At 66.8% G+C, this 22,572-nt stretch carries 20 protein-coding genes; 12 read left to right on the forward strand and 8 right to left on the reverse strand.

Features of this window, described 5'->3' with window-relative positions; all coding sequences use genetic code 11:
- Positions 1-74: 74 nt before the first annotated feature.
- The 3 genes from AC1MDG_RS00935 to AC1MDG_RS00945 are packed head-to-tail and all read right to left on the reverse strand — an operon-like array spanning position 75 to position 2,820.
- Positions 75-911, reverse strand: coding sequence for an alpha/beta fold hydrolase (locus AC1MDG_RS00935; RefSeq protein ID WP_479806892.1), 837 nt, complete (start codon positions 909-911; stop codon positions 75-77).
- Positions 912-971: 60 nt separating this feature from the next.
- Positions 972-1,856, reverse strand: coding sequence for an alpha/beta hydrolase (locus AC1MDG_RS00940; protein ID WP_479806893.1), 885 nt, complete (start codon positions 1,854-1,856; stop codon positions 972-974).
- Positions 1,834-2,820: an alpha/beta fold hydrolase gene (locus AC1MDG_RS00945; RefSeq protein ID WP_479806894.1), complete on the reverse strand. Its 987-nt coding sequence runs from the start codon at positions 2,818-2,820 to the stop codon at positions 1,834-1,836. Before AC1MDG_RS00945 ends, AC1MDG_RS00940 begins: the two co-directional genes overlap by 23 nt.
- Positions 2,821-2,920: 100 nt before the next feature.
- Between AC1MDG_RS00945 and lysS the strand changes: the two genes are divergently transcribed.
- From lysS to dhaM, 9 genes are all read left to right on the forward strand, one after another.
- A complete protein-coding gene (lysS, locus tag AC1MDG_RS00950; protein ID WP_479806895.1) occupies positions 2,921-4,453 on the forward strand; it encodes a lysine--tRNA ligase in 1,533 nt (510 codons plus the stop codon).
- A 2-nt stretch (positions 4,454-4,455) separates the two neighbouring features.
- Positions 4,456-4,668: a hypothetical protein gene (locus AC1MDG_RS00955; protein ID WP_479806896.1), complete on the forward strand. Its 213-nt coding sequence runs from the start codon at positions 4,456-4,458 to the stop codon at positions 4,666-4,668.
- Positions 4,669-4,804: 136 nt separating this feature from the next.
- Entirely contained in the window at positions 4,805-5,131 is a 327-nt protein-coding gene (locus AC1MDG_RS00960) for a histone-like nucleoid-structuring protein Lsr2 (protein ID WP_011690038.1), read from the forward strand.
- Positions 5,132-5,502: 371 nt separating this feature from the next.
- Positions 5,503-7,995, forward strand: coding sequence for an ATP-dependent Clp protease ATP-binding subunit (locus tag AC1MDG_RS00965; protein ID WP_011690039.1), 2,493 nt, complete (start codon positions 5,503-5,505; stop codon positions 7,993-7,995).
- Between the two features lie 437 nt (positions 7,996-8,432).
- Positions 8,433-10,583 carry a S9 family peptidase gene (locus AC1MDG_RS00970; protein WP_479806897.1) on the forward strand — a complete coding sequence of 717 codons (2,151 nt, stop codon included), beginning with the start codon at positions 8,433-8,435 and terminating at the stop codon, positions 10,581-10,583.
- A gap of 33 nt (positions 10,584-10,616) precedes the next feature.
- The gene (locus AC1MDG_RS00975) at positions 10,617-11,135 is read left to right on the forward strand and encodes an amino-acid N-acetyltransferase (RefSeq protein WP_479806898.1); all 519 of its coding nucleotides are present in this window, start codon (positions 10,617-10,619) and stop codon (positions 11,133-11,135) included.
- A gap of 465 nt (positions 11,136-11,600) precedes the next feature.
- Positions 11,601-12,602: a dihydroxyacetone kinase subunit DhaK gene (dhaK, locus tag AC1MDG_RS00980; RefSeq protein WP_479806900.1), complete on the forward strand. Its 1,002-nt coding sequence runs from the start codon at positions 11,601-11,603 to the stop codon at positions 12,600-12,602.
- Between the two features lie 2 nt (positions 12,603-12,604).
- Positions 12,605-13,237: a dihydroxyacetone kinase subunit DhaL gene (dhaL, locus tag AC1MDG_RS00985; protein WP_479806902.1), complete on the forward strand. Its 633-nt coding sequence runs from the start codon at positions 12,605-12,607 to the stop codon at positions 13,235-13,237.
- The gene (gene dhaM / locus AC1MDG_RS00990; protein ID WP_043476817.1) at positions 13,234-13,908 is read left to right on the forward strand and encodes a dihydroxyacetone kinase phosphoryl donor subunit DhaM; all 675 of its coding nucleotides are present in this window, start codon (positions 13,234-13,236) and stop codon (positions 13,906-13,908) included. Before dhaL ends, dhaM begins: the two co-directional genes overlap by 4 nt.
- Position 13,909: 1 nt before the next feature.
- Here dhaM and AC1MDG_RS00995 read toward each other — a convergent pair whose 3' ends face one another.
- The 3 genes from AC1MDG_RS00995 to AC1MDG_RS01005 form a co-directional block, all read right to left on the reverse strand.
- Positions 13,910-14,407: a hypothetical protein gene (locus tag AC1MDG_RS00995; RefSeq protein ID WP_479806904.1), complete on the reverse strand. Its 498-nt coding sequence runs from the start codon at positions 14,405-14,407 to the stop codon at positions 13,910-13,912.
- A gap of 69 nt (positions 14,408-14,476) precedes the next feature.
- Positions 14,477-14,911 (reverse strand): DUF3592 domain-containing protein, encoded by a 435-nt coding sequence (locus tag AC1MDG_RS01000; protein WP_479806906.1) that lies wholly within the window; start codon positions 14,909-14,911, stop codon positions 14,477-14,479.
- Between the two features lie 63 nt (positions 14,912-14,974).
- Positions 14,975-15,793: an HhH-GPD family protein gene (locus tag AC1MDG_RS01005; RefSeq protein WP_479808992.1), complete on the reverse strand. Its 819-nt coding sequence runs from the start codon at positions 15,791-15,793 to the stop codon at positions 14,975-14,977.
- A 255-nt stretch (positions 15,794-16,048) separates the two neighbouring features.
- On the opposite strand from AC1MDG_RS01005, the gene AC1MDG_RS01010 reads away from it, so the two are divergent.
- Positions 16,049-16,729 (forward strand): hypothetical protein, encoded by a 681-nt coding sequence (locus AC1MDG_RS01010; protein ID WP_479806908.1) that lies wholly within the window; start codon positions 16,049-16,051, stop codon positions 16,727-16,729.
- 13 nt (positions 16,730-16,742) lie between these two features.
- Here AC1MDG_RS01010 and disA read toward each other — a convergent pair whose 3' ends face one another.
- Entirely contained in the window at positions 16,743-17,819 is a 1,077-nt protein-coding gene (gene disA / locus AC1MDG_RS01015) for a DNA integrity scanning diadenylate cyclase DisA (RefSeq protein WP_479806910.1), read from the reverse strand.
- A gap of 358 nt (positions 17,820-18,177) precedes the next feature.
- Between disA and AC1MDG_RS01020 the strand changes: the two genes are divergently transcribed.
- Positions 18,178-19,791, forward strand: coding sequence for a peptide chain release factor 3 (locus AC1MDG_RS01020; RefSeq protein WP_479806911.1), 1,614 nt, complete (start codon positions 18,178-18,180; stop codon positions 19,789-19,791).
- A 77-nt stretch (positions 19,792-19,868) separates the two neighbouring features.
- Positions 19,869-21,314, forward strand: coding sequence for a GAF domain-containing serine/threonine-protein kinase (locus tag AC1MDG_RS01025; protein ID WP_479806912.1), 1,446 nt, complete (start codon positions 19,869-19,871; stop codon positions 21,312-21,314).
- 8 nt (positions 21,315-21,322) lie between these two features.
- On the opposite strand, the gene AC1MDG_RS01030 is transcribed toward AC1MDG_RS01025, so the two are convergent.
- Positions 21,323-22,525, reverse strand: a complete 1,203-nt coding sequence (locus tag AC1MDG_RS01030) for a PucR family transcriptional regulator (protein ID WP_479806914.1) — start codon at positions 22,523-22,525, stop codon at positions 21,323-21,325.
- Positions 22,526-22,572: the final 47 nt, after the last annotated feature.

Consider the following 22,572-nt stretch of genomic DNA (forward strand, 5'->3'; position numbering starts at 1 on the left):
TTGCGGCCCTCTCCGGAGGGGCTCCAAGTGTCCGTTCGCGCTGTCTGTGCGGCACTAGGTGCCGTTGCGAAGGGTCAGCCGGCGAAGAACTCGCTGAGTTCGGTGATTAGCTTGTCCGGCGCGCGGTTGACGCCGTCGTGGCCGGCTCCGGGCAGGATGGTGTAGCTCGAACCGGACAGGACGTCGTGGATCTGGCCGCACGCGATCCCGAAGTACGCCGGGCTCTTTTCGCCCACGATAATGAGGGTCTCCAGCGGCAAAGCCAGGAACGGCTCAGCCGGCATGTCCGCCGCGATGATCGCCTTGATCTCCCGCACCCCGGTCTTCATCAGCTCGCGCTGCTGCTTGCCGACCGGCGTTCCGGCGGTGAGCTTGTTGGCAAGCGTCAGCATGGAGAGGGGCATCCGCGAGGACAGGGCGCCGCCCGTCTCAAGTGCCCTGACCAGCACGGCGAGGGCGCGGTCGTCGTCGCCGACCGCGTTGGCACGTTCGTATTCGGCGATCCAGTCGGCCTTGACGCTGTGGTTCACGGAGACGGCGGGGTCGTAGACAGCCAGCCGTTCCACCGGAAGCGTACGTGCGGCGTGGAGCGCCACGGCGCCGCCGAAGCTGTGGCCGAAGACGTCCGTGCTGGCCGTGTGCTTCATCACGGTATCCAGGTCGCGGATGTCAACGTCGAGCATGTAGTCGTCCGGCTGCGGTGACGATTCACCCCGTCCCCGTCGGTTGAACGTGTGCACCGGCCGGCCCAGCGAAGCACTTAGTTTCTGGGCAAAGCGCGTGTAGTCAGCGGCAGTGACCATTGAAGCCTGAACGACGACGACGCCCGAGCCCGCCGAGGCCAGCTCGGCTCCCGTGGTGTAAAGCTCCAGCGTTCCGCCGTCGGGTGTTGTGATGTTCTCGCGCGTCATGTTCCGAGCCTACCCGGGGTGGCAGGAACCGCGCAGCAGCTTCGCGCCGCCAAGGGTGCGTCAGCCCTTGTAATACTCGGAGATGTCCTGGACCAGTTCCTTGACTGCCGCGGGGATGGAGGCATGGACGCACTTGGGTGAAATCTGGAGAGCGCTTCCGGGGACCGCGCGGTGCAGCAGTTCCGCTGTCACCTTGTAGTACCGGGGGCTTTTGGCGCCCACCATGAACCGGGTGTTCGGCGGCAGGACGGCGAAATCGCGGACGTGGTCGGCTTCATCGAACACCGCCTTGAGTTCGCCTACGCCGCTGGGCATGAGCTCCTTGAAGAGCCGGTTCACCTTGGTCCGCGAAACGAGCGCCATCAGCCCGGCGAGGACGGGCTCCGGAATCCTGGCCATCGCCGTGCCGGGCTGCATGCCTTTCTTGAGCTTGGCCAGGGCGTGCGGGACGTTTCCGTCGTTGACTGAGCGTTTGAAATCGTCCAGCCAGGACGTGTCCACGCTGCCGTCGATATTTATTGCCGCGTCATAGACCGCAAGCTTGTCCGGCTGGTGCACAGTGCCGGTGAACTCCTGGACCGCGTTGAGGGCAACGGAGCCGCCCAGGCTGTGCCCGAAGAGGTTGCGGGCGCCGGTGGCGTCCATGATGGTGCGGACATCGGCGATCTCGGTGGCCATCGAGTAGTCCTCCGGTTGCGGCGTGGAATCGCCGCGGCCGCGCCGGTCGTAGACGTCCACCGCCCAGCCTTCGCCCAGTCCTTTGGACAGGGCCTCGGAAAACGGCCGGTAGATCAGCGCCGTGAGGAAGGCTCCGCCGATCACCACAACCCGGCGCTCGCCGGGCGCGTCCGCGGTTCCGTATGTGTACAAAGCCAGCCGCCCGCCGTCGTGCGTGGTGATGGCCTGCTGCTTTACTGTTCCCTCAGGTTCGCGGGTTCCCTTCACGGGCCCATCCTAAACGGTTGCCCAGGGGGTTCCCTGCAGTCCGGATGCGCTGGAACCGCAGGCCGGCGTCGTTGGCCAGGAAGCGCGCTGTGGTCAGGGCCAGGCGGTGCCCGGGCCGGAGCGGTCCTTCGTGCAGTTGCCCGGGGACGAGCGCGAAGTCGATCGACGGGACTGCCGCGGCGAGCTGGCGGCCGGTCTCGGCGAAGTACGCCGGGCTCCAGCCTCCGCTGAGCATCAGGGTGGGTGTGGTGACGCCGGCGAAGTCCGCAAGTTCCGCATCGGCGTCCAGCACAGCCCGCATTTCGGCCACCGCGGTGGGCAGCAGCTGCCGCATTTCAGCGCCAAGGCGGGTCCGGGCGGACAGGATGCTGAGCATGCGCAGGGCGCCGAGCGGGAGCTTGGAGACCGGCCCCGCAGTTTCCAGGCCTTGGACCAGGTGCGCCCACGCGTGGTCCAGCTGTCCCGCCGCCATGGAGTGCTCAAGTTCCGGCCGCCAGCGCCGGCTGAGGCTGCCGGACAGGGAAACCGCGGCGTCGTACGTCACGAGCCGCCGGATGGGCTCCGTCCTGGCCGCCTGCAGTGCCACGAATCCGCCGTAGCTGTGGGCCACCACGTCCGTGGAACCGGTGTCCCGCATGATGGTGCGGAGGTCGTTGACTTCAGTCGCCGCCGAATAGTCTTCGAGCTGGCCCGAAGAACCGCCGCGGCCGCGGCGGTTATAGGTATGCACGGGGCGCCCCAGCAGGCGCGCGATCTTCATCGCGAACGGCCGGTAGAGCGCGTCGGTCACCAAGGTTCCGTGAACGACGACGACGCCGGGTTGCGCAGCGCCGTCCGGGAAGCCGCCCGCGCGGCCGTCCGGACCGCCTCCTGCCGCTGGCAGGGCCGGGCCGGCAGCGGGACTGAAGGAGTGCACCTGAAGGTGCCCGTCGCCGTCGTCCGTCCTGATCGTCCGAGTTTCCACAGCCACGAGTCTATTCCCCTCCCCGTGGCGTCCTCCGTGGTGAGGGGGATCATGGCCAGCCGGATAACGTGCCGGGGAACTCCCGGTAAACTTAGGGACTGTGACTTCCCAAAACACCCCCACCCCGACCAATGCTGCCGAACCGGCGGACGCCAGCGAGCAGATGCGCATCCGTATGGAGAAGCGCGCCAAGCTGATTGAACGCGGCGTCGAGGCCTATCCGGTGGGTGTTGAACGCACGCATTCCCTGAGCGAAATCCGTGAGAAGTATTCGCACCTCGAGGCCGATGAGACCACGGGTGACATCGTGGGCGTCACCGGCCGCATCGTGTTTATCCGGAACACCGGCAAGCTCTGCTTCGCCACTCTCCAGGAAGGCGGCACGGACGGCAAGGGCACCCGCCTGCAGGCCATGCTGAGCCTGGCCAACCTGGGTGAGGAGTCCCTGGCCGAATGGAAGGCCCTGGTTGACCTGGGCGACCACGTCCACATCAAGGGCGAGGTCATTTCCTCCCGCCGCGGTGAACTGTCCGTGATGGCCGATTCCTGGACCATGGCGTCGAAGGCCCTGCGCCCGCTGCCGGTGCTGCACGCCGGCCTCAACGAGGAAACCCGCGTCCGCCAGCGCTACGTGGACCTGATGGTCCGCGATGAGGCCCGCGAGATGGTCTACACCCGTGCCGCGATCACCCGTTCCATCCGGGAAAGCCTGCACCGCCGCAACTACGTCGAGGTGGAAACCCCCATGCTCCAGCTGGTCCACGGCGGTGCCCTGGCCCGGCCGTTCGAGACCCACATGAACGCCTTCGACCAGAAGATGACGCTGCGCATCGCCACCGAGCTGTACCTCAAGCGCGCCGTGGTGGGCGGCATCGACCGCGTGTACGACATGGGGCGGGTGTTCCGCAACGAAGGCGTGGACTCCACGCACAGCCCGGAGTTCACCACGCTGGAATGCTACGAAGCCTGGGCGGACCAGTTCGTCATGGCGGACCGCATCAAGGAGATCATCCTCGACGCCGCTGACGCCGCCGGTGTGGGCCGCACCATCCAGACGGAAGCCGGCGAGATCAACCTCGACGGCGAATGGACATGGCTGGCCGTCTACCCCGGACTTTCCGACGCCGTGGGCAAGGAAATCACGCCGGACACCACCGTGGAGGAACTGCGGGCAGTGGCGGCCAAGCACGACGTCAAGGTGGACCCGAAGTGGGATGCCGAAAAGCTGGCGGTTGAACTGTTCGGCGAACTCGTGGAGCCCACACTGCTGAACCCCACCTTCGTTTACGACTACCCGCCCTCCGCGCAGCCGCTCGCACGCCAGCACCGCAACGACGACCGCCTGATTGAAGCCTGGGACCTGATCATCGGCGGCATGGAACGCGGCACGGCCTTCTCCGAGCTCATCGACCCGGTGATCCAGCGTGAACGCCTCACCGAACAGTCCATGCACGCAGCCGCCGGAGATGTCGAAGCCATGCAGCTGGACGAAGATTTCCTCCGCGCTCTGGAGTACGGTGCTCCGCCCATGGGCGGAATCGGGCTGGGCATCGACCGCCTGGTCATGCTGTTCACCGGTGCCGGCATTCGCGAGACCATCCTCTTCCCGCTGCTGAAGCCCGAGGGACACTGACCATGGAGTACGTAGCAGTCCTCCTGCCGTCCCTCGTTGTCGGCTTGCTGTTCTGGTTTGCCATGAAGTCGATCTTCAACGCCGACAAGTCGGAGCGCCAGGCCGAGGCGCGCGCCCAGGCCGAGGCCGATGCCGGCGCGGCCGAATCCAATCACGGAACGAATGGCGCGCCGAATACCGGAACGAATGCCGGCAACGGCAACGGCACAAACTAATACTCCCTGCATATTCCTGCCCACCATTCACAGGAACCTTTTGCGGCTTTGACGCGTTGCCATAAACCGGGGGATACTTTTTACAGATACATCCTGCTTTTCTGCATACCCGTCCTTTCCAAAAGAGAGAATTTATATGGCACAGAAAGTGAAAATCATCCTTGTCGATGATCTGGATGGGGGAACCGCGGACGAAACTGTCCGATTTGGCCTTGACGGCGTCAGTTACGAAATTGACCTGTCGGCTGCCAATGCTGCAGAACTCCGCTCCTCCGTGGAGCGGTTTGTTTCAAGCGCCCGCAAGACGTCCACCGGCCGCGCCACCCGTACCAAGGTCTCAGGCGGCCGTAACCAGGACTCTGCTCAGATTCGTCAGTGGGCCAGGGAGAATGGCTATGCGGTTAACAGCCGCGGCCGTATCCAGGCTGAAATTCAGGAAGCCTACCAGAAGGCAAATTCCTAGCACTGCCGCAGTTTTGCGTGGAAACGCAATGCCCCTGCCAAACGGCGGGGGCATTGCCATTTGAATACCCGGCCCGGCAGTGAAGGGTGCAAGGGGAAAGCGGCACGGATATTCCCGGGCTTATTGCGCCGGGAAACCGCCCGGGGACGAGTTTCCCATCCCGGGTCACGCAATTGGAAGACCGGCCCGCGGGCGGATACCGGGCCTGCAACAAAGGCGATTCGCACCCGGCGAGGGTGGTTCTGCGTCTCCGGCGCCCGGTGGCGGCAACCCCTGGAGGCGCCCCCGGGTTTCCCCTGTGGCGAACACGCTCCACAAGTCCGGGTCTGCCACGTAGCATCAAAGTACGTCGTAGCTAGGAGTGTGGCGAAATGTTTGAGCGATTTACGGACCGTGCCCGTCGCGTAGTTGTGCTTGCCCAAGAAGAGGCACGCATGCTGAACCACAATTACATCGGTACCGAACACATCCTCTTGGGTCTGATCCATGAGGGTGAGGGCGTTGCCGCCAAAGCTCTGGAGTCCTTGAGCATTTCGCTCGACGGCGTACGCGAGCAGGTACAGGAGATCATCGGCCAGGGCCAGCAGGCCCCGTCCGGCCACATCCCCTTCACCCCGCGCGCCAAGAAGGTGCTGGAGCTCTCGCTCCGCGAAGCCCTGCAGCTGGGCCACAACTACATCGGCACGGAGCACATCCTGCTGGGGCTCATCCGCGAGGGTGAAGGCGTGGCCGCCCAGGTTCTCGTGAAGCTCGGAGCGGACCTCAACCGCGTCCGCCAGCAGGTGATCCAGCTGCTCTCGGGCTACCAGGGCAAGGAGACCACCGGCGCAGGCGTCGGCGCCGGCCAGCCGGAGGGCACCCCCGCCGGCTCCGTTGTCCTGGACCAGTTCGGCCGCAACCTGACCCAGGCTGCGCGCGAGAACAAGCTGGACCCTGTGATCGGACGCGAACAGGAAATGGAACGCGTCATGCAGGTCCTTTCCCGGCGCACCAAGAACAACCCCGTCCTCATCGGCGAGCCCGGCGTCGGCAAGACAGCCGTCGTCGAAGGACTCGCCCAGGCGATCGTCCGCGGCGACGTCCCGGAGACCATCAAGGACAAGCAGCTTTACACGCTGGACCTTGGGTCCCTGGTGGCTGGCTCCCGCTACCGCGGTGATTTCGAAGAGCGCCTGAAGAAGGTCCTCAAGGAGATCCGCACCCGCGGCGACATCATCCTGTTCATCGACGAGATCCATACCCTTGTGGGTGCGGGTGCCGCCGAAGGCGCTATCGATGCCGCGTCGATCCTGAAGCCCATGCTGGCCCGCGGCGAGCTCCAGACCATTGGTGCCACCACGCTGGATGAATACCGCAAGCACATCGAGAAGGATGCGGCCCTTGAGCGCCGCTTCCAGCCGATCCAGGTCAAGGAGCCTTCGGTTGCGCACGCGATCGAGATCCTCAAGGGCCTGCGTGACCGCTACGAGGCGCACCACCGGGTGACCATCACCGACGGCGCCCTCGCGTCGGCTGCGAACCTGTCCGAACGCTACATCTCGGACCGCTTCCTGCCGGACAAGGCGATCGACCTCATCGATGAAGCCGGCGCACGCCTGCGCATCCGCCGGATGACAGCCCCGCCGGAGCTGAAGGCCATGGACGAGCGCATCGCCGAACTCAAGATGGAGAAGGAGTCTGCGATTGACGCGCAGGACTTCGAAGGCGCTGCCTCGCTGCGCGACAAGGAGCAGAAGCTCATTGCCGAGCGGGCCGAGAAGGAACGCCACTGGAAGACCGGCGGCATGGACGACATCTCCGAGGTGGATGAGGATCTCATCGCCGAGGTGCTGGCAAACTCCACCGGCATTCCGGTCTTCAAGCTGACCGAGGAAGAGTCCTCGCGCCTGCTGAAGATGGAAGACGAGCTGCACAAGCGCGTCGTCGGCCAGAACGAGGCCATCAAGGCCCTGTCCCAGGCCATCCGGCGCACCCGTGCCGGCCTCAAGGACCCCAAGCGTCCGGGCGGCTCGTTCATCTTCGCCGGCCCCACCGGCGTCGGCAAGACCGAGCTCGCCAAGGCCCTCGCGGAGTTCCTGTTCGGTGAAGAGGATGCCCTCATCACGCTGGACATGTCCGAATACTCCGAGAAGCACACGGTGTCGCGGCTCTTCGGTGCCCCTCCGGGCTACGTAGGCTACGAAGAAGGCGGACAGCTGACCGAAAAGGTCCGCCGCCGTCCGTTCTCCGTGGTGCTGTTCGACGAAGTGGAGAAGGCCCACGCGGACCTCTTCAACTCGCTGCTGCAGATTCTGGAAGACGGCCGCCTGACCGACTCCCAGGGCCGCGTGGTGGACTTCAAGAACACCGTGATCATCATGACCACCAACCTCGGTACGCGGGACATCTCCAAGAGCGTTGCCACCGGCTTCCAGTCCGGCACGGACACGCAGACCGGCTACAACCGGATGCGCGCCCGGGTCACCGAGGAACTCAAGCAGCACTTCCGTCCCGAGTTCCTGAACCGTGTTGACGACGTTGTGGTGTTCCCGCAGCTGACCCAGGACGAGATCATCGAGATCGTGGACCTGTTCGTGAGCCGCTTGGAGAAGCGCCTCAAGGACAAGGACATGGGCATCGAGCTCACCAAGGCGGCCAAGGTCCTCCTGGCCACCCGCGGTTACGACCCCGCCATGGGTGCCCGGCCTCTGCGCCGCACCATCCAGCGCGAGATCGAGGACCAGCTGTCCGAGAAGATCCTCTTCGGAGAGATCCACGCGGGCGACATCGTGGTAGTGGATGTGGACGGCGAAGGCGACGACGCCAAGTTCACCTTCGAAGGGAATGCCAAGCCGCGCATCCCCGAAATCGCCCCGAGCGTCTAAAGCATTACCGCTAAGGCCCGTCTGCTCCGAAAGGAGTCGGCGGGCCTTAGCGTTGGCTCGGCGCCGGGTCCCCGTGGCCGGATCGCGTTGTCACCCGCCTCCAGCTTGGCACCGGCGACATTTGCCGCTTGCTGCTCCTTCGTCGCTTTGACGCAAGCTACACAAATGCCACCGACGCCTTCGCTTCGGTGATGGGCCGGGGCGGCCCCGCGCAGGCGGTGGCGGTCAGGCATTTGCGTAGGCGCCGTCTAAGGGAGGAACGACCGAGGCGCCGGCAAATGTCTCGGCCGACAGCGCCGACCCAAAGCGCCCCGGCGATGCGGGCATAACCCTGAGACGCCGCCGCCTTCCGCTTGGGATGGGCGGGATCTGAGAGCATCGTTTCACTAGTAGTGAACGTGCTGTGATCCGGCGCACAGGCGGTGTTGAATCTCTTCATGGCTTCTGAGGACTCAGCGACCCTGAGCGAACAACCGGCGACCCCCTTCCACGACATTGACCACTACCTCGCCATACCCCGGCTGAGCGGCCTGGCGTTGAGCCCCGACGGAAAGCGCCTGGTGACCACCGTCTCCACGCTCAACGACAAGGGCACCGAGTATGTCACTGCCCTGTGGGAACTGGATCCGGCCGGGGAGAAGCATGCCCGGCGGATCACCCGCAGCGCCAAGGGTGAAGCCGGCGCAGCCTTTGCCGCCACGGGTGACCTCTACTTCACTTCGGCGCGCCCGGATCCCGAGAACCCTGAGGACCGCCCCGTCAGCGCACTCTGGCAGCTGCCCGCCGACGGCGGCGAAGCGCGCGTGGTCCTTTCCCGCGCAGGCGGGATCAGCCAGGTGATGACGGCCAGGGACGCAGGTTCCACCTTCGTCACTGCATCCATCCTGACGGGTTCCGCTGACGAGGAAGCAGACAAGGCGCGGCGAAAGGGCCGCAAGGACAACAAGGTGTCCGCGATCCTCCACAGCGGCTACCCGGTGCGCTACTGGGATGCCGACCTGGGCCCGGACCAGCCGCGAATCTTCGCCGTGGAGCCTGGAGACGAGCCGGATCCCGGCAAGCCGGCCACTGTTGACGTGGCCCCACCGCTGAAGCTGCGCAACCTGACGCCGGACGCGGCAGGCATGCTCCGGAATGCGGACTCGGTGGTCAGTCCCGATGGCAGGACGATCTACACCAGCTTCGACAAGCCCCTCGCCAAGGCGGACTCGCGATCCGTCCTGGTGGCTATCGACGTGGACACCGCAACGCACAGGGTCCTGCTGGACCGGGAAGGCATGAGCTACTTCGCCGGACCGGTGAGCCCCGACAACCGCACGCTCGTCGTCCTCAGCGAATCCGACACCACTCCGCTCCAGGCTCCGCAGGTCAAGCTCCACCTGCTGGACGTCAGCGCGCCGGGGGAGCCGGAAGCAAACCTCCGGCCGCTGGCCCGTGACTGGGACCGCTGGGCCATCAAGGCGGCGTGGTTGCCGGACGGCTCTGCCCTCCTGGTGACGGCCGACGACGACGGCGCCTCCCCGGTCTTCCGGATCTCTCCCGCCGGGGCGGCGGGGTCGGGGCAAGGAGCCGGCGGAACGGCCGGCGAGGAGGAAGTCACCCGCGTGACCCGCGACGCGGCGGCCTACACCGACGTCGTGGTTTCACCGGACGGGCGGAGCGCCTACGCGCTCCGGAGTTCGTACGAATATCCGCCCGAGGCGGTACGGATCGACCTGGCGAGCGGCCAGGTCATCCGGCTGCAGGCTCCAGCCGGGCGCCCGGCGATCCAGGGATCACTGGAACGAATCGAAGCGACCGCCGCCGACGGCGCCCGGGTTCCCGCCTACCTTGCCCTGCCGGAAGGCGCCTCTGCGCAGAACCCGGCGCCGCTGCTGCTCTGGATCCACGGCGGGCCGCTGGGCTCGTGGAACGCATGGACGTGGCGCTGGAACCCTTGGCTGCTGGTGGCCAAGGGCTACGCCGTCCTCCTGCCGGATCCCGCCCTGTCCACCGGCTACGGCCAGGACCACATCCAGCGCGGCTGGGGAGAATGGGGCAAGGCGCCGTATACGGACCTCATGGAAATTACGGACGCCGCGGTGCAACGCCCGGACATTGATGCGTCGCGGACGGCAGCCATGGGCGGCTCCTTCGGCGGCTACATGGCCAACTGGGTGGCGGGGCAGACGGACCGCTTCGACGCGATCGTCACGCACGCCAGCCTGTGGGCCCTGGACCAGTTCGGCCCCACCACGGACGCGTCGCAGTACTGGCTGAAGGAAATGACGGCGGAGATGGCACTGGCGAATTCGCCCCACCTGCACGTCGAGAAGATCAGCACACCCATGCTGGTGATCCATGGTGACAAGGACTACCGCGTCCCCATCGGCGAGGGACTGCGGCTCTGGTGCGAGCTGCTGTCCAAGTCGCAGCTCGCGGCGGATGACGACGGCCGGACACCCCACCGTTTCCTCTACTACCCGGACGAGAACCACTGGATCCTGCAGCCGCAGCACGCCAAGGTCTGGTACGGCGTGGTGGAACATTTCCTGGCAAAGAACGTGCTGGACCAGGACGTGCCTTTGCCCGCTGACCTGGGCCTCTAGTCACCTGCAAGCCGGAGGCGGGGCGGCCGTAAGATGGGGGCTGTGACTGAGACCTTCCGCATCCGCCCTGCCCGCACCAGCGACGTAGCTGCCATCAAGCGCCTTGTGGCCCCGCTGGCGGACAAGAGGATCCTCATGGCCAAGGAGACGGTGGCGTACTACGAGAGCCTGCAGGAGTTCAGGATCGCGGAGTCGGCTGACGGCGAAGTGATCGGTTGCGGCGCCCTGCACGTCATGTGGGAGGACCTGGCCGAGGTGCGCACCCTGGCCGCCTCCGATGAGTGGCGCGGCAAGGGCGTGGGGCATGTCCTGGTGGAAAGTCTCCTGGCGGAAGCCCGTGCACTGGGCGTCTCCCGGGTGTTCTGCCTGACCTTCGAAGTGGACTTTTTCAAGAAGCACGGCTTCGACGTCATGGCAGACCAGACGGCGGTGGACCCGGTGGTCTATTCCGAGCTGCTGCGCTCGCATGACGAAGGCGTGGCGGAGTTCCTGGACCTCGCCCGGGTCAAGCCCAACACCCTGGGCAACACCCGCATGATCAGGTTCCTCTAGCCGCTCGTGGGGCCCGTCGATTACGTCTGACTTCTAAACTCTTCCCTTATATCGAATCGATGTATAAAATTACATCAGCTTGCCCGGTAGCACCCGAATCCCGAGACCACTTCAGAGGACAGAAATGCGCGAGTACGCCATTTTTCCGGATTTTTCGGCGTTTCAAATGGATCTTCCTACGGTACTGAACAGTAGAGAGTCCCTGGGTCGGCCCGCTGAGGCGTCGGCATTCCACATTGGGGCCGCCGCGTGGCCGGATTTCCTGCCGGCCTCCTGGGCGAAGCGCTGAGCGTGGCCGGGGGATCCAAGGCTTGGCAAGGAAGGGACAGTCAATTGGGGGCTGTCCCTTTCGTTTGCCCTTCTTAGCCGGACCGTAGCCGGACGATTCGACAGGGCGCTACCGCTGCCCGGGCCGCGGTAGTAGGGTCAAGACAAAGCCGCCAGGACACTCCAGGGAGCACTCCAATGAAGAAGCTGATCAACGATCCCCGCGCTGTAGTGGACGAGTCCGTGGAAGGCTTCGGCCTTGCCCATGCGGACATCGTGACCGTCAGTGCCGAGCCGAAGTATATTACCCGCAAGGATGCCCCGGTAGCCGGGAAAGTGGGCCTCGTGAGCGGCGGCGGCAGCGGCCATGAACCGCTTCACGGCGGGTTCGTCGGGCTGGGAATGCTCGACGCCGCGGTGCCCGGTGCCGTCTTCACCTCGCCAACGCCTGACCAGATCATTCCGGCGACCCTCGCCGTGAACTCGGGTGCCGGCGTCGTGCACATCGTCAAGAACTACACCGGCGACGTCCTGAATTTCGAAACGGCCGCCGAGATGGCGGAAGCCGAAGGCGTGCAGGTCCGCACGGTGCTGGTCAATGACGACGTCGCCGTGGAGGACTCGCTGTACACGGCGGGCCGGCGCGGCGTGGGCGGGACCGTCCTGGTGGAGAAGATCGCCGGTGCGGCAGCCGAACGCGGGGACGGCCTGGATGCCGTCGCCGCCATCGGGGACCGCGTCAACCAGAACGTCCGCAGCATGGGCGTCGCACTGTCCGCCTGCACGGTCCCGCACGCAGGGGTGCCCAGCTTTGACCTGGAAGAGAACGAAATCGAAATCGGCATCGGAATCCACGGGGAACCAGGACGGCACCGGATCCCCATGGAAAACGCCGACGGCATTACCGACCGCCTCCTGGAGCCCATCCTGTCCGACCTCGGCGCAGCCTCCGGCGACAAGGTGCTCCTGTTCGTGAACGGCATGGGCGGGACGCCGCAAAGCGAGCTGTACATCGTCTACCGCCGGGCAGCGCAGGTGCTCGCGGAGAAAGGCATCACGGTGGAGCGCTCCCTGGTGGGCAACTACATCACCTCGCTGGAGATGCAGGGCTGCTCCATCACCGTGCTTCGGCTCGACGACGAACTGACCAGCCTCTGGGACGCCCCGGTCCACACCGCCGCACTGCGCTGGGGCATCTGACCGTGGGGCTGGACGTTGACTGGGCGGTAAGGTGGCTGACTCTTTCCGCGCAGGCGATGGCGGACCACCGGGTGGAACTGATTGAGCTGGACCGTGCCATCGGGGATTCCGATCACGGCGAAAACATGGACCGCGGCTTCAAGGCAGTGATGGAAAAACTCGCCGAAGCGCCGCCCGCCACCCCGGGAGCTGCCCTGAAGCTGACGGCCATGGCACTGATGTCCAAGGTGGGCGGAGCGGCCGGGCCCCTCTACGGCACCGCCTTCCTGCGTGCCTCCAGCTCGCTGGGCGACGCGGAGGACATTGATCCCGCGGCGCTCGCCGCCGCCATCCAGGCCGCCCGCGACGGCGTTGTGGCCCGGGGCAAGGCCGAATCCGGCGACAAGACCATGGTGGACGCGTGGACGCCCGCCGTCGACGCTGCAGCAGCGCAGGCCGCTGCGGGGGACGGGGACGTCGTCAAGGTCCTCCTGGCGGCCGCGGAAGCCGCCGAGGCGGGTGCAGTTGCCACTGATCCGCTCATCGCCCGCAAGGGACGCGCCAGCTACCTGGGTGAGCGCAGCGCCGGCCACCGGGATCCCGGGGCAGTCTCCACCGCCCTCATCCTGCGCGCCGCGGCCGGGGCGGCCGAATGACGGTCAGCCTCGTGGTGGTGTCGCATAGCGAAAAGATCGCCGACGGGGCGGCGGAACTGGCCGCCCAAATGGCGCCCGACGTCGTGATCCTCCCGGCTGGCGGTACCGACGACGGCCGGATCGGCACCAGTCTCGAAAAGGTCATGGCAGCCCTGGACCAAGCGGCAGGCGAAGACGGCATCGTGGTGCTCACGGACCTCGGCTCAGCCGTGATGACGGCTGAATCGGCCGTGGAATTCCAGCCGGATCCGGACTCTGTGCTGTTGGCCGATGCTCCACTGGTCGAGGGACTGGTGGCGGCAGCTGTTGCCGCGCAGTCGGGGGCGGACGCCATTGGGGTCAAGCAGGCTGCCGAAGCGGTTCGCCGTGCTCCTGCGCCGGAGGCGCCCTCCGAGGCGGAGACCCTGGGACCGCCCGAAGCCGCAGGCGATTTCGAGCTGGTCAACCAGGCCGGCATGCACGCACGGCCCGCGGCAAAGATCGCCGGCGGACTTGCGGGCCTGGACGCGGAGGTGACCGTCAACGGCATGGACGGCGCTTCCATGACCGGCCTGATGACCCTGGGTGCAGGCAAAGGGTCCGTCCTCCACGTCGAGGCCTGGGGGCCGGACGCAGCCAAGGCTGTGAAGTACGTCGGCGGCCTGGTGGAGGCTGGGTTCGGGGAGCCCTGACTTACGGGGCCTGCCGGAGGCCGTCGGCATCCAGCAGCACGGTGGCCGTGACGAACTTTCCGCACTGCTCTCCGTACGGGTACTCCGCCCTGGGCATGAAGCTCAGCGTGCGCCCGGGCAGCGGAGCCCCCGACGTGGAGGTGCCGGTGGCCGTGGCATCAATGCGCGATTCGGTCAGGACATCCATCATCAGCATGCCGGTGAGCGTGCCGTCAGGCGAGGATGTTGCCGAACACGTGCCGTCCGGCCCGGCCGAGGGTTCGCAGCCCAGGTCCACGGCCGTGCTGCCCGGCATCAGCTCAAGGTCCGCTTCCCGGCACGTGCCGTCCTGGCAGGCCTTCAGGTGGATGGCCTCGACGGTTGGGACGTAGCTGGCCGCCACCGTCAGCGCCACCACCGGCGCCTGCGCTATTGCCGGGCACGGCACTGCCTCGGGCAGGCACGCGGACGGGATCAGCGAGGTCGTGACCGCTACCAGGAGTACGCCCAAGGTGCGCATGCTTCACAGTAGATCCGTCCGGGGGCGCGCCGCCAGAGGAAGCCGGGAGGATGCCCGCGAACGCGGACCCTAGCTGACCGGAAAGATGCCGATGAACCAGAACGCGGCAACAGCGAAGACGGCAATAAAGGCGATCATGCAGCCCATGCCGGCTTTCTCCTTCGACGCCTGGTGGATGGACTGGTTCGGATCTGCCGGGTTGTAGGCCACCTCCACGGTTGAGCCCGGCACCGGTTCAGACCGGAACGGGACGTCCGACTCCCCGAAATACAGGGTTCCGCGCGGGTCGGCGAAGCGGTAGGTGGGGCGGTAGAGGCGGTGGCGCGACCCCGACGAGCCAACGGCGCTGGACCACCCGGCAGTGCTGCCGGTCACCGTCGCCTGGACCGTTGGCCACTGTGCCGCGAGCTTCTCCTGGCGTTTGGCCTTCCGCATCGCCACGGTGATCGACACGGCCGCCGCGACAACGAACAATGCCCAGATGATGTACAGCACGGTTTTCACGGTTCTCCCTTTCGGTCAGCAAGCAGTATGCCACTGCCGCTTCGCTTCAATGGCGGACCGCCGTCAGGCGGGTAGCCTCAGGCCGGCCGGGTGCAGTTCCGCCAAGCCGTCGCTGACCAGCCCTGCGAGGGCGCGCTCCAACTGCTCCGGGGCCGAATTCAGCCGGTGCAGCGCCGCCAGCGGAACCCCGATACCTTCCGCCTCGAAGCCAAGGTCCGCGGCGGGCTGATGGAACATCTCCGGGGCCACCGGCGCATCCGCCAGCCGGAGGACGGCCATGACGGCTCCCCGGACCTGCCGGTCGGTGCCGTGCCAGGACTGGCCCTTCGGCGTGTACGACGGCGGCGGCTCACCGGCCGCCAGCCACGCGCACGCTCCGCGCACCGGGCACTCACCGCACTTCGGCGCCCTCGCCGTGCAGGCCAGCGCCCCCAGCTCCATGACCGCCGCGTTCCAGCGGACGGAGAGTCCGACGTCGGCGGGCAAGAGCTCGGCGGCCAGCCGCATTTCGGCCGCCGTCAGCGACTGTGACGGCAGCGCAGTGCCGGAAAAGAGCCGCGCATGGACGCGGCGGATATTGGTGTCCACCACGGTTTCGCGGCGGCCGAAGGCGAACGCGGCGACCGCGGCCGCCGTGTAGCTGCCCACTCCGGGGAGTTCCAGCAGTTCGTCGTACGTGCCCGGCACGCCGCCGTCGTGCTTTTCCACAATGGCGACGGCGGCTGCATGCAGGCGCAGTGCCCGCCGCGGATAGCCAAGCCTGCCCCAGTGCCGGACAGCCTCGCCGGAGGCCTCGGCCGCCAGATGCGCCGGCGACGGCCAGCGGCGGAGCCAGTCCTCCCAGACAGGCAGGACCCGGACCACGGGTGTCTGCTGGAGCATGATCTCACTGACCAGGACACCCCAGGGGGAGCACCCGGGCTCGCGCCACGGCAGATCCCGGGCGGTGGCGCCGAACCAGGCGTCAAGGGCTTCGTGGAGGGCGGCAAGCGGCGGCAATGCCGGGCGACTCGCCGGGGGCGGGGCAGTGGGTACGGCTAAGGCTTCGATGCAAATACTGTAGTGGATACTGGCCAGCCGTCCGGCTTCCCGGCGTGGTGGTGCCCCAATGCGCCCGGCGTTCTCTAGCCTAGAAGGATGGTCAGGCAAGGCACTTCAGGAAAGAACGGTTCGAAACCGAAGGGCACCCCCGGCCGGCAGGCGGGACGGCCTCCGCTGAAGGCCGTCTACCGCCGTCGCAGGCTGTTCGTTGGCCTGGTCCTGCTTCTCGTTGCCTCGGTGGCGCTGGGAGGCTTTGCTGCCGTATCCGGCGCCATGCGCTCGGCCGAGCAGGCTTCCTCCACCGACCGGAACGGTTCTGACGGGCAGGCCGCCAAGCCGGAGGCCACGCCGTCCGCGTCCGCCACGCCCAGCACTCCGGCCACGCCCACCTGTGACCAAAGCCTGGTGACCGTCTCTGCTTCGACCGACAAGGCTGCCTACGCGGAGGGTGAGAATCCGCTGCTCAGCCTGAAAGTAACCAACGGCGGAAAGGTGGCGTGCGAGGTGAACCTGGGCACGTCCCAGATGGAATACACCGTCACCAGCGGCTCCGACCGGATCTTCTCCTCGGTTGACTGCCAGGTTGAGAGCGGGGACCTCGTCAAGACCATCGCTCCGGGCCAGAGTGAGACCGCCAACTTCCCGTGGCAGCGCAACCGCAGCATTCCCGGCTGCGGCGCAGTGTCCGCGAAGCCCGGCGCCGGCGGCGCGTATTACATGTTTGTGGCCAGGCTGGGGTCCAAGGCCAGCTCGAAGGCCGTCTTCCAGCTTCTCTAGGCTGGATGGGGGGCTAGAGGAAGCGGTCCAGCAGGCTCGCCTCGGCCATCCGGCTCAGTCCCTCCCGGACCGTGCGGGCGCGCTGGTCGCCGATGCCGTCCACCGTCATGAGGTCGTCGATGGTGGCTGCCATCAGGTACTGGAGCCCGCCGAAGTGGTCAACAAGCCTGTCCGCCACGGCCTTTGGCACCGCTTTCAGGCCGGACAGGAGACGGTAACCGCGCGGCTGCACCACGGCGTCGAGCGTCTCCACGCCGCCCGCGAAGCCGATAATGCCGGCAATCCTGCTCAGGTCGATCAGTTCGGTGGGGCCGAGGCTCAGCAGGGCGTTGACGGCGCCGTCAATGTCCTCCGGAGTAGCGTTCGGGCCGGCGTAATCGCGGATGATCACATCGCTGCCGGGTCCCCGGCCAACCGTGAGTTCATCCAGCTGGAGCGAAAGCAGGCGCCCGTCCTCGCCGAGCTCAAGGACGTACTGGGAGATTTCCTCGGAGATCCGGCGCACCATTTCCTGGCGCTGCAGCGTCACCGCGACGTCCCGGACAGTCACCATGGCTTCGATTTCCAGGGCCGAAAGGGAACTGGTGACCTGGTCCAGCCGGGACCGGTAGCGTTCCAGGGTGGCCAGCGCCTGGTTGGCGCGGGCCAGGACCTTCTCGGAGCCCTCCAGGACGTGCCGCAGCCCGTTCACGTACAGGGCGATGATCTGCATGGACTGGCTGACAGAGATCACGGGAACGCCGGTCTGGATGGCCACGCGCTCTGCAGTGCGGTGCCTGGTGCCCGATTCCTGGGTTTCGATGCTGGAGTCCGGAACCAGCTGCACGGCGGCCCGAAGGATGTTGCCGGCGTCTTTGTCGCAGATGATGGCGCCGTCCATTTTGGCCAGCTCGCGAAGGCGCGTGGGGGAGAAGTCGATCCCGATGTCGAACCCGCCGGAGCAGATGGACTCGATGGTCTTGTCAATGCCCAGGACGATCAACGCGCCCGTGCGCCCGCGAAGGATGCGTTCCAGGCCATCGCGCAGAGCGGTGCCTGGAGCCACTCTGCCCAGAGTCGCCTTAAGCGAATCTTCAGGGCTCCGAGCCATAGGTTTTCCCTTCAAAGGTGCAGGCCGCTGCCTGCAAGTATGCCGGTTTTACGATTCCGCCGGCAGGATCAAAAGTACTCATTTCCCCACTGGCTCCATCCTAGAGGCAAAGAAGAGCATTAACCGCACGGACAAGCCTCAAAGTGGCCCGTTTGGCCTGCTGCCGGCAGCGGTCCGGAAGGCCCGGGACGACGGCGGCGGGAGGCGGCAGTTGGGCCGTTTACCGGCGCCTCCTGCCGCCCTGCGATAAACTGGAAACCTTGGCTGCACAGTTAACGCCTGCCGGCCCCACGTTTAAATTGCGTTCACATCACATTCACATCCCTTACCCGCCCCCTGTCGCAGCGAAAGTAGCACCGTGTCTCAAGAAGTCCTTAGCCCCGCCCGAGTCCAGGAGATTCACAAGCAGGCGGCCCGGCGTCGGACTTTCGCGGTCATTTCCCACCCTGACGCCGGCAAGTCCACGCTCACTGAAGCCCTGGCGCTGCACGCGAAGGTGATCGGCACGGCCGGTGCGTCCAGCGGCAAGTCCAACCGCAAGGAAACTGTCTCGGACTGGATGCAGATGGAAAAGGACCGCGGCATCTCCATCAGCTCCGCAGCCCTGCAGTTCGCCTACCGTGACACCGTGATCAACCTCCTGGACACCCCCGGCCACGCCGACTTCTCCGAGGACACCTACCGCGTCCTGGCCGCCGTGGACTGCGCCGTGATGCTGGTTGATGCAGCCAAGGGCCTGGAAACGCAGACCATGAAGCTCTTCGAGGTCTGCAAGCAGCGCAACCTGCCCATCATCACCGTGATCAACAAGTGGGACCGTCCCGGCCTCGATGCCCTGGCGCTGATGGACGAAATCACCGAGCGCACGGGACTCCAGCCCATGCCGCTGACCTGGGCCGTAGGCATCTCGGGCGACTTCCGCGGCGTGTGGGACCTCCGCAACGACCGCTTCGCCCGGTTCCAGAGGAACAACGCAGGCGCCAACATCGCGCTCACCGAGTACTTCACCCCCGAAGAAGCCGCCGCCAACCAGGGCGACGACTGGTCCAACGCCGTGGACGAAGCCGGACTGGTCATCGAATCCAACCTGGAGTTCGACGTCGACGCCTTCCACGCAGGCAAGGCAACCCCCATCCTCTTCAGCTCCGCCGCCCTCAACTTCGGCGTCAAGGAAATCCTGGACGCTTTGGTGGACTTCGCCCCGCCGGCGGCGCCGCGGCCCGACGTCGACGGCGAGCCCCGTGCGGTGGATGCTCCGTTCGCGGGCTTCGTCTTCAAGGTCCAGGCCGGCATGAACAAGGCCCACCGCGACCACGTCGCCTTCATCCGCGTTTGCTCCGGCATCTTCGAACGCGGCATGGTGGTCACGCAGACGCGCACCGGCAAATCGTTCGCCACCAAATACGCCCAGCAGGTGTTCGGCCGTGAGCGCGAGGTGATCGACGAAGCCTTCCCCGGCGACGTCGTTGGCCTGGTGAATGCCTCGTCGCTGCGCGTGGGCGACAGCCTGTTCCTGGACGAACCCGTGGAGTTCCCCGCGATCCCGCTGTTCGCTCCGGAGCACTTCCAGGTGGCGCGTTCCAAGGACCCAAGCCGCTTCAAGCAGTTCCGCCGCGGCATCGAGCAGCTCGAGCACGAGGGCGTCATCCAGGTGCTCCGCTCCGACATCCGCGGCGACCAGGCGCCGGTGCTCGCCGCCGTCGGCCCCATGCAGTTCGAAGTGGTGGAGGACCGCATGGCGCACGACTTCAGCGCGCCGATGCGCCTGGAGCGGCTCCCGTACTCGATGGCAAGGATTTCGACGGCGGACGCCATGCCCGCCCTGGCCAACGTGCCGGGCGCCGAGGTGCTGCTGCGCTCCGACGGCGAATACCTGGCCCTCTTCAACGACATTTGGGCGCTGCGGCGGATCGAAAAGAACCACCCGGACCTGACCCTGGTGCCGATCGGCACGCACAACCCCGCCAAATAGCGGGCCTCCGTCAACTCCGCGACCATCGCCGGGATATCATAAGCATACTTATTAAATAACCAGCTGGGAGGCCGATCATGACTGCAAGCATGGAACCCGGCTACCTCCTCAGCGGCCGATACCGGATCGGTGCCCTCGTTGGCAGAGGGAGCCAGTCAGGCGTCTACAAGGCCTTCGATGAGCTCCTGCAGCGCGACGTCGCGGTCAAGCTCTTCCGGGACGACCCCGGGAACCTGGACCACGTGCGCCGCCAGGGCGAGGAAGCGCGCATCCTGGCCGGAATGAGCCACCACGCCCTGGTCACCCTGCTGGACGCGGGCGCGGACCTCAGTGACCCCCGGGACCGGCGCACGTATCTTGTCATGGAACTGGTCCGCGGGCCGGACCTGCGCCAGCGCGCGGCCCAAGGCCCCCTTTCCGCGGCGCACCTGGCACTGATCGGCCACGACCTCGCCGACGGGCTTGCGTATATCCACCACCACGGCATCGTCCACCGGGACGTCAAGCCCGCCAATATCCTCCTGGTGGACTACAACAACGACGACCGCCGGCCACGCGCCAAGCTGAGCGACTTCGGCGTGGCGATGATCCTCGGCGAAGGCCAGCGGAGCGGACCCGGGGAAAGCTCCGGCACCCCGCAGTACCTCAGCCCCGAACAGGCTGCCAGCGAGCCGGTGGGCCCGCCCAGTGACGTGTACTCCCTGGGGCTGGTCCTGCTTGAGGGGCTGACCGGCAAGCCCGTGTACCCCGGGGCGCCGATCGCCTCGGCCATGGCGCGGCTCCTGCGGGATCCGCACATTCCCGAAGCAGTAGCACCCAAATGGGCGGCCCTGCTCACTTCCATGCTGTCCCGCGAGCCGGCGGACCGGCCCGGCGCCCGGGACGTTTCCCTTGCCCTGCGGCAGGAGGTTATCAGCGCGGCCGGGCGCCGGCGGAGCATCAGCCCGGCATCGTCCGGGACCTCAGCGCCCGGGACCCGGGACGCCGGAACTGTGGCGGAAGCGCCGCCGTCGGACGTTTCCGCCGCGAATGAAGAGGCGCGGATGCGCGCCGTCGAACGCTACCGGATCCTGGACACGCCGCCGGACGGCACGTTCGACCGGATCGTGGGCCTGGCCGCCCGGATGTTCTCCGTCCCCGTGGCCATCGTCAGCGTGGTGGACCATGACCGGATCTGGTTCAAAGCCCATCACGGGACCGACGTGGGCGAAATTGGGCGTGATCCCGGGCTGTGCGCATCCGCCATCCTGCAGGACGACGTCTGGGTGGTCCCCGACGCCGTCACGGACCCGCGCACCCTGGCGAACCCGCTCGTCGCGGGCGAGTTCGGCCTGCAGTTCTATGCCGGAGTGCCGCTGCGCACCCCCGACGGATACAACCTGGGGACGTTCTGCATCCTGGACCGCAAGCCGCGGGAGTTCACCGCGGAAGATTCCCGCACGTTGGAGGATCTGGCCGCGATCGTGATGAACGACCTTGAGCTGCGGCTGCAAAGCCGCAGCGCGCTGGCGGCCGGCAGATGAACCGCCGCCTAGCGACGCCCCGCATGCAGGGTCAGTTCCAGCTCAAACCTGGCCCGCGGGTCTTCCAGCGCATCACCGAAGAGTTCGCGCAGCTGCGCCGCCCGGTAACCCACGGTCTGCGGATGGATGCCGAGCTCGGCCGCCACCGGAGCCCGCTGCCCCCAGTGCCGCAGCCAGGAAAGGAGGGTCTCCGCCAGCCTTTCGCGCTGCGCCGGGCGCAGGCCTTCCAGCGGCGCAAGCCTGCGCTCCGCCAATTCGGCGATGGCGGAGGGCTCAGAACCGAGGACAATCTGGGCCAGGTGGTCATCCGCCCAGATGGGCGGATCCTCAGGGCCTTCCCGCGGCGGCAGCACCGAGGCTGCCAGCACGGCGAGCCGCAGCGAGTCGGGCACCTTTTCCCAGCTGCCGGCGGGCCCCACGGCAGCGGACCTGCCCTTCAGCGCCTTGTCCAGCGCCGCCCGGGCGCCCTCGGACTTCCGGGCCGGAACCAAGGCCACGGCATCCGTTTCGCGCTCCACTACCAGTGTTCCCGGCCCCAGCTGCAGCCGCAGCCCTGCCGACCGGTCCAGCGGGAGGGTGACCACCACGAGCCTCCCCGGCAGCGACCAGTCGGCCATGGAAGCCGCCTGCCGCAGCGCGGCTTCGTCCGCCTGGCCCATCAGCAGCAGCTCCAGGAGTTCGGTCCTGCGCCGGTCCACGGCCCCGGCGCGCTCGGACTGTTCAAAGGCGTAGGCCTCGGCGCTCACGGCGGACAGTTCGTCGATGTATGCCAGGATCGATTCGCCCAGGTCCACCACCACGCTCTGGCCCAGGTCCTTTTCCATCGAGATCCGCGACATCTCCCGGAATGTCACTCGGGCACCCATACGGTACGCGCTCAGCAGCGCGTCCATGCTTCGGCCCTGGCGGAATTCGCCGCTGCCAAGCCCCGCCACGAGCTGCCGGCTCTCCTCGGACAGGGCGGGCAGCCTGGTACCGGGCAGCTGGAGGAACCGCTCCAGAGCAGCAGCCACCCCGCGCCGCAGGCCGCGGCCGAAGCGGCCCTCGATGGGCCTGGCGTAGGCAGGAACCAGCTGCGGGACCGCATCGATGATGGCCTCCACAATGCCGGGCATCTTGGGGCGCAGCAGGTCGCTGACCTCACGGGGCAGGGCGAGCCACGGCGGATCGTATGCGGGAGCTGCAGGACTCTTCGAGGCCGGAGGGTTCATGAGAGACTTCCATAAGTTGTTTCGGGGGAACAGTTTAGAACGTTCGA

The organism is Arthrobacter sp. AIWTK1, assembly GCF_056680535.1.

What these genes read in the sequence shown, in the direction of transcription:
- AC1MDG_RS01025 (WP_479806912.1), top strand. Translation starts at nt 19,869, where the DNA reads ATGACTGCAAGCATGGAACCCGGCTACCTCCTCAGCGGCCGATACCGG.
- AC1MDG_RS01030 (WP_479806914.1), bottom strand. Translation starts at nt 22,525, where the DNA reads ATGAACCCTCCGGCCTCGAAGAGTCCTGCAGCTCCCGCATACGATCCG.
- AC1MDG_RS00955 (WP_479806896.1), top strand. Translation starts at nt 4,456, where the DNA reads ATGGAGTACGTAGCAGTCCTCCTGCCGTCCCTCGTTGTCGGCTTGCTG.
- AC1MDG_RS01010 (WP_479806908.1), top strand. Translation starts at nt 16,049, where the DNA reads ATGGTCAGGCAAGGCACTTCAGGAAAGAACGGTTCGAAACCGAAGGGC.
- AC1MDG_RS00960 (WP_011690038.1), top strand. Translation starts at nt 4,805, where the DNA reads ATGGCACAGAAAGTGAAAATCATCCTTGTCGATGATCTGGATGGGGGA.
- dhaK (WP_479806900.1), top strand. Translation starts at nt 11,601, where the DNA reads ATGAAGAAGCTGATCAACGATCCCCGCGCTGTAGTGGACGAGTCCGTG.
- dhaM (WP_043476817.1), top strand. Translation starts at nt 13,234, where the DNA reads ATGACGGTCAGCCTCGTGGTGGTGTCGCATAGCGAAAAGATCGCCGAC.
- AC1MDG_RS00970 (WP_479806897.1), top strand. Translation starts at nt 8,433, where the DNA reads ATGGCTTCTGAGGACTCAGCGACCCTGAGCGAACAACCGGCGACCCCC.
- AC1MDG_RS00965 (WP_011690039.1), top strand. Translation starts at nt 5,503, where the DNA reads ATGTTTGAGCGATTTACGGACCGTGCCCGTCGCGTAGTTGTGCTTGCC.
- AC1MDG_RS00995 (WP_479806904.1), bottom strand. Translation starts at nt 14,407, where the DNA reads ATGCGCACCTTGGGCGTACTCCTGGTAGCGGTCACGACCTCGCTGATC.
- disA (WP_479806910.1), bottom strand. Translation starts at nt 17,819, where the DNA reads ATGGCTCGGAGCCCTGAAGATTCGCTTAAGGCGACTCTGGGCAGAGTG.
- AC1MDG_RS01005 (WP_479808992.1), bottom strand. Translation starts at nt 15,793, where the DNA reads ATGCTCCAGCAGACACCCGTGGTCCGGGTCCTGCCTGTCTGGGAGGAC.
- AC1MDG_RS00935 (WP_479806892.1), bottom strand. Translation starts at nt 911, where the DNA reads ATGACGCGCGAGAACATCACAACACCCGACGGCGGAACGCTGGAGCTT.
- AC1MDG_RS00975 (WP_479806898.1), top strand. Translation starts at nt 10,617, where the DNA reads ATGGGGGCTGTGACTGAGACCTTCCGCATCCGCCCTGCCCGCACCAGC.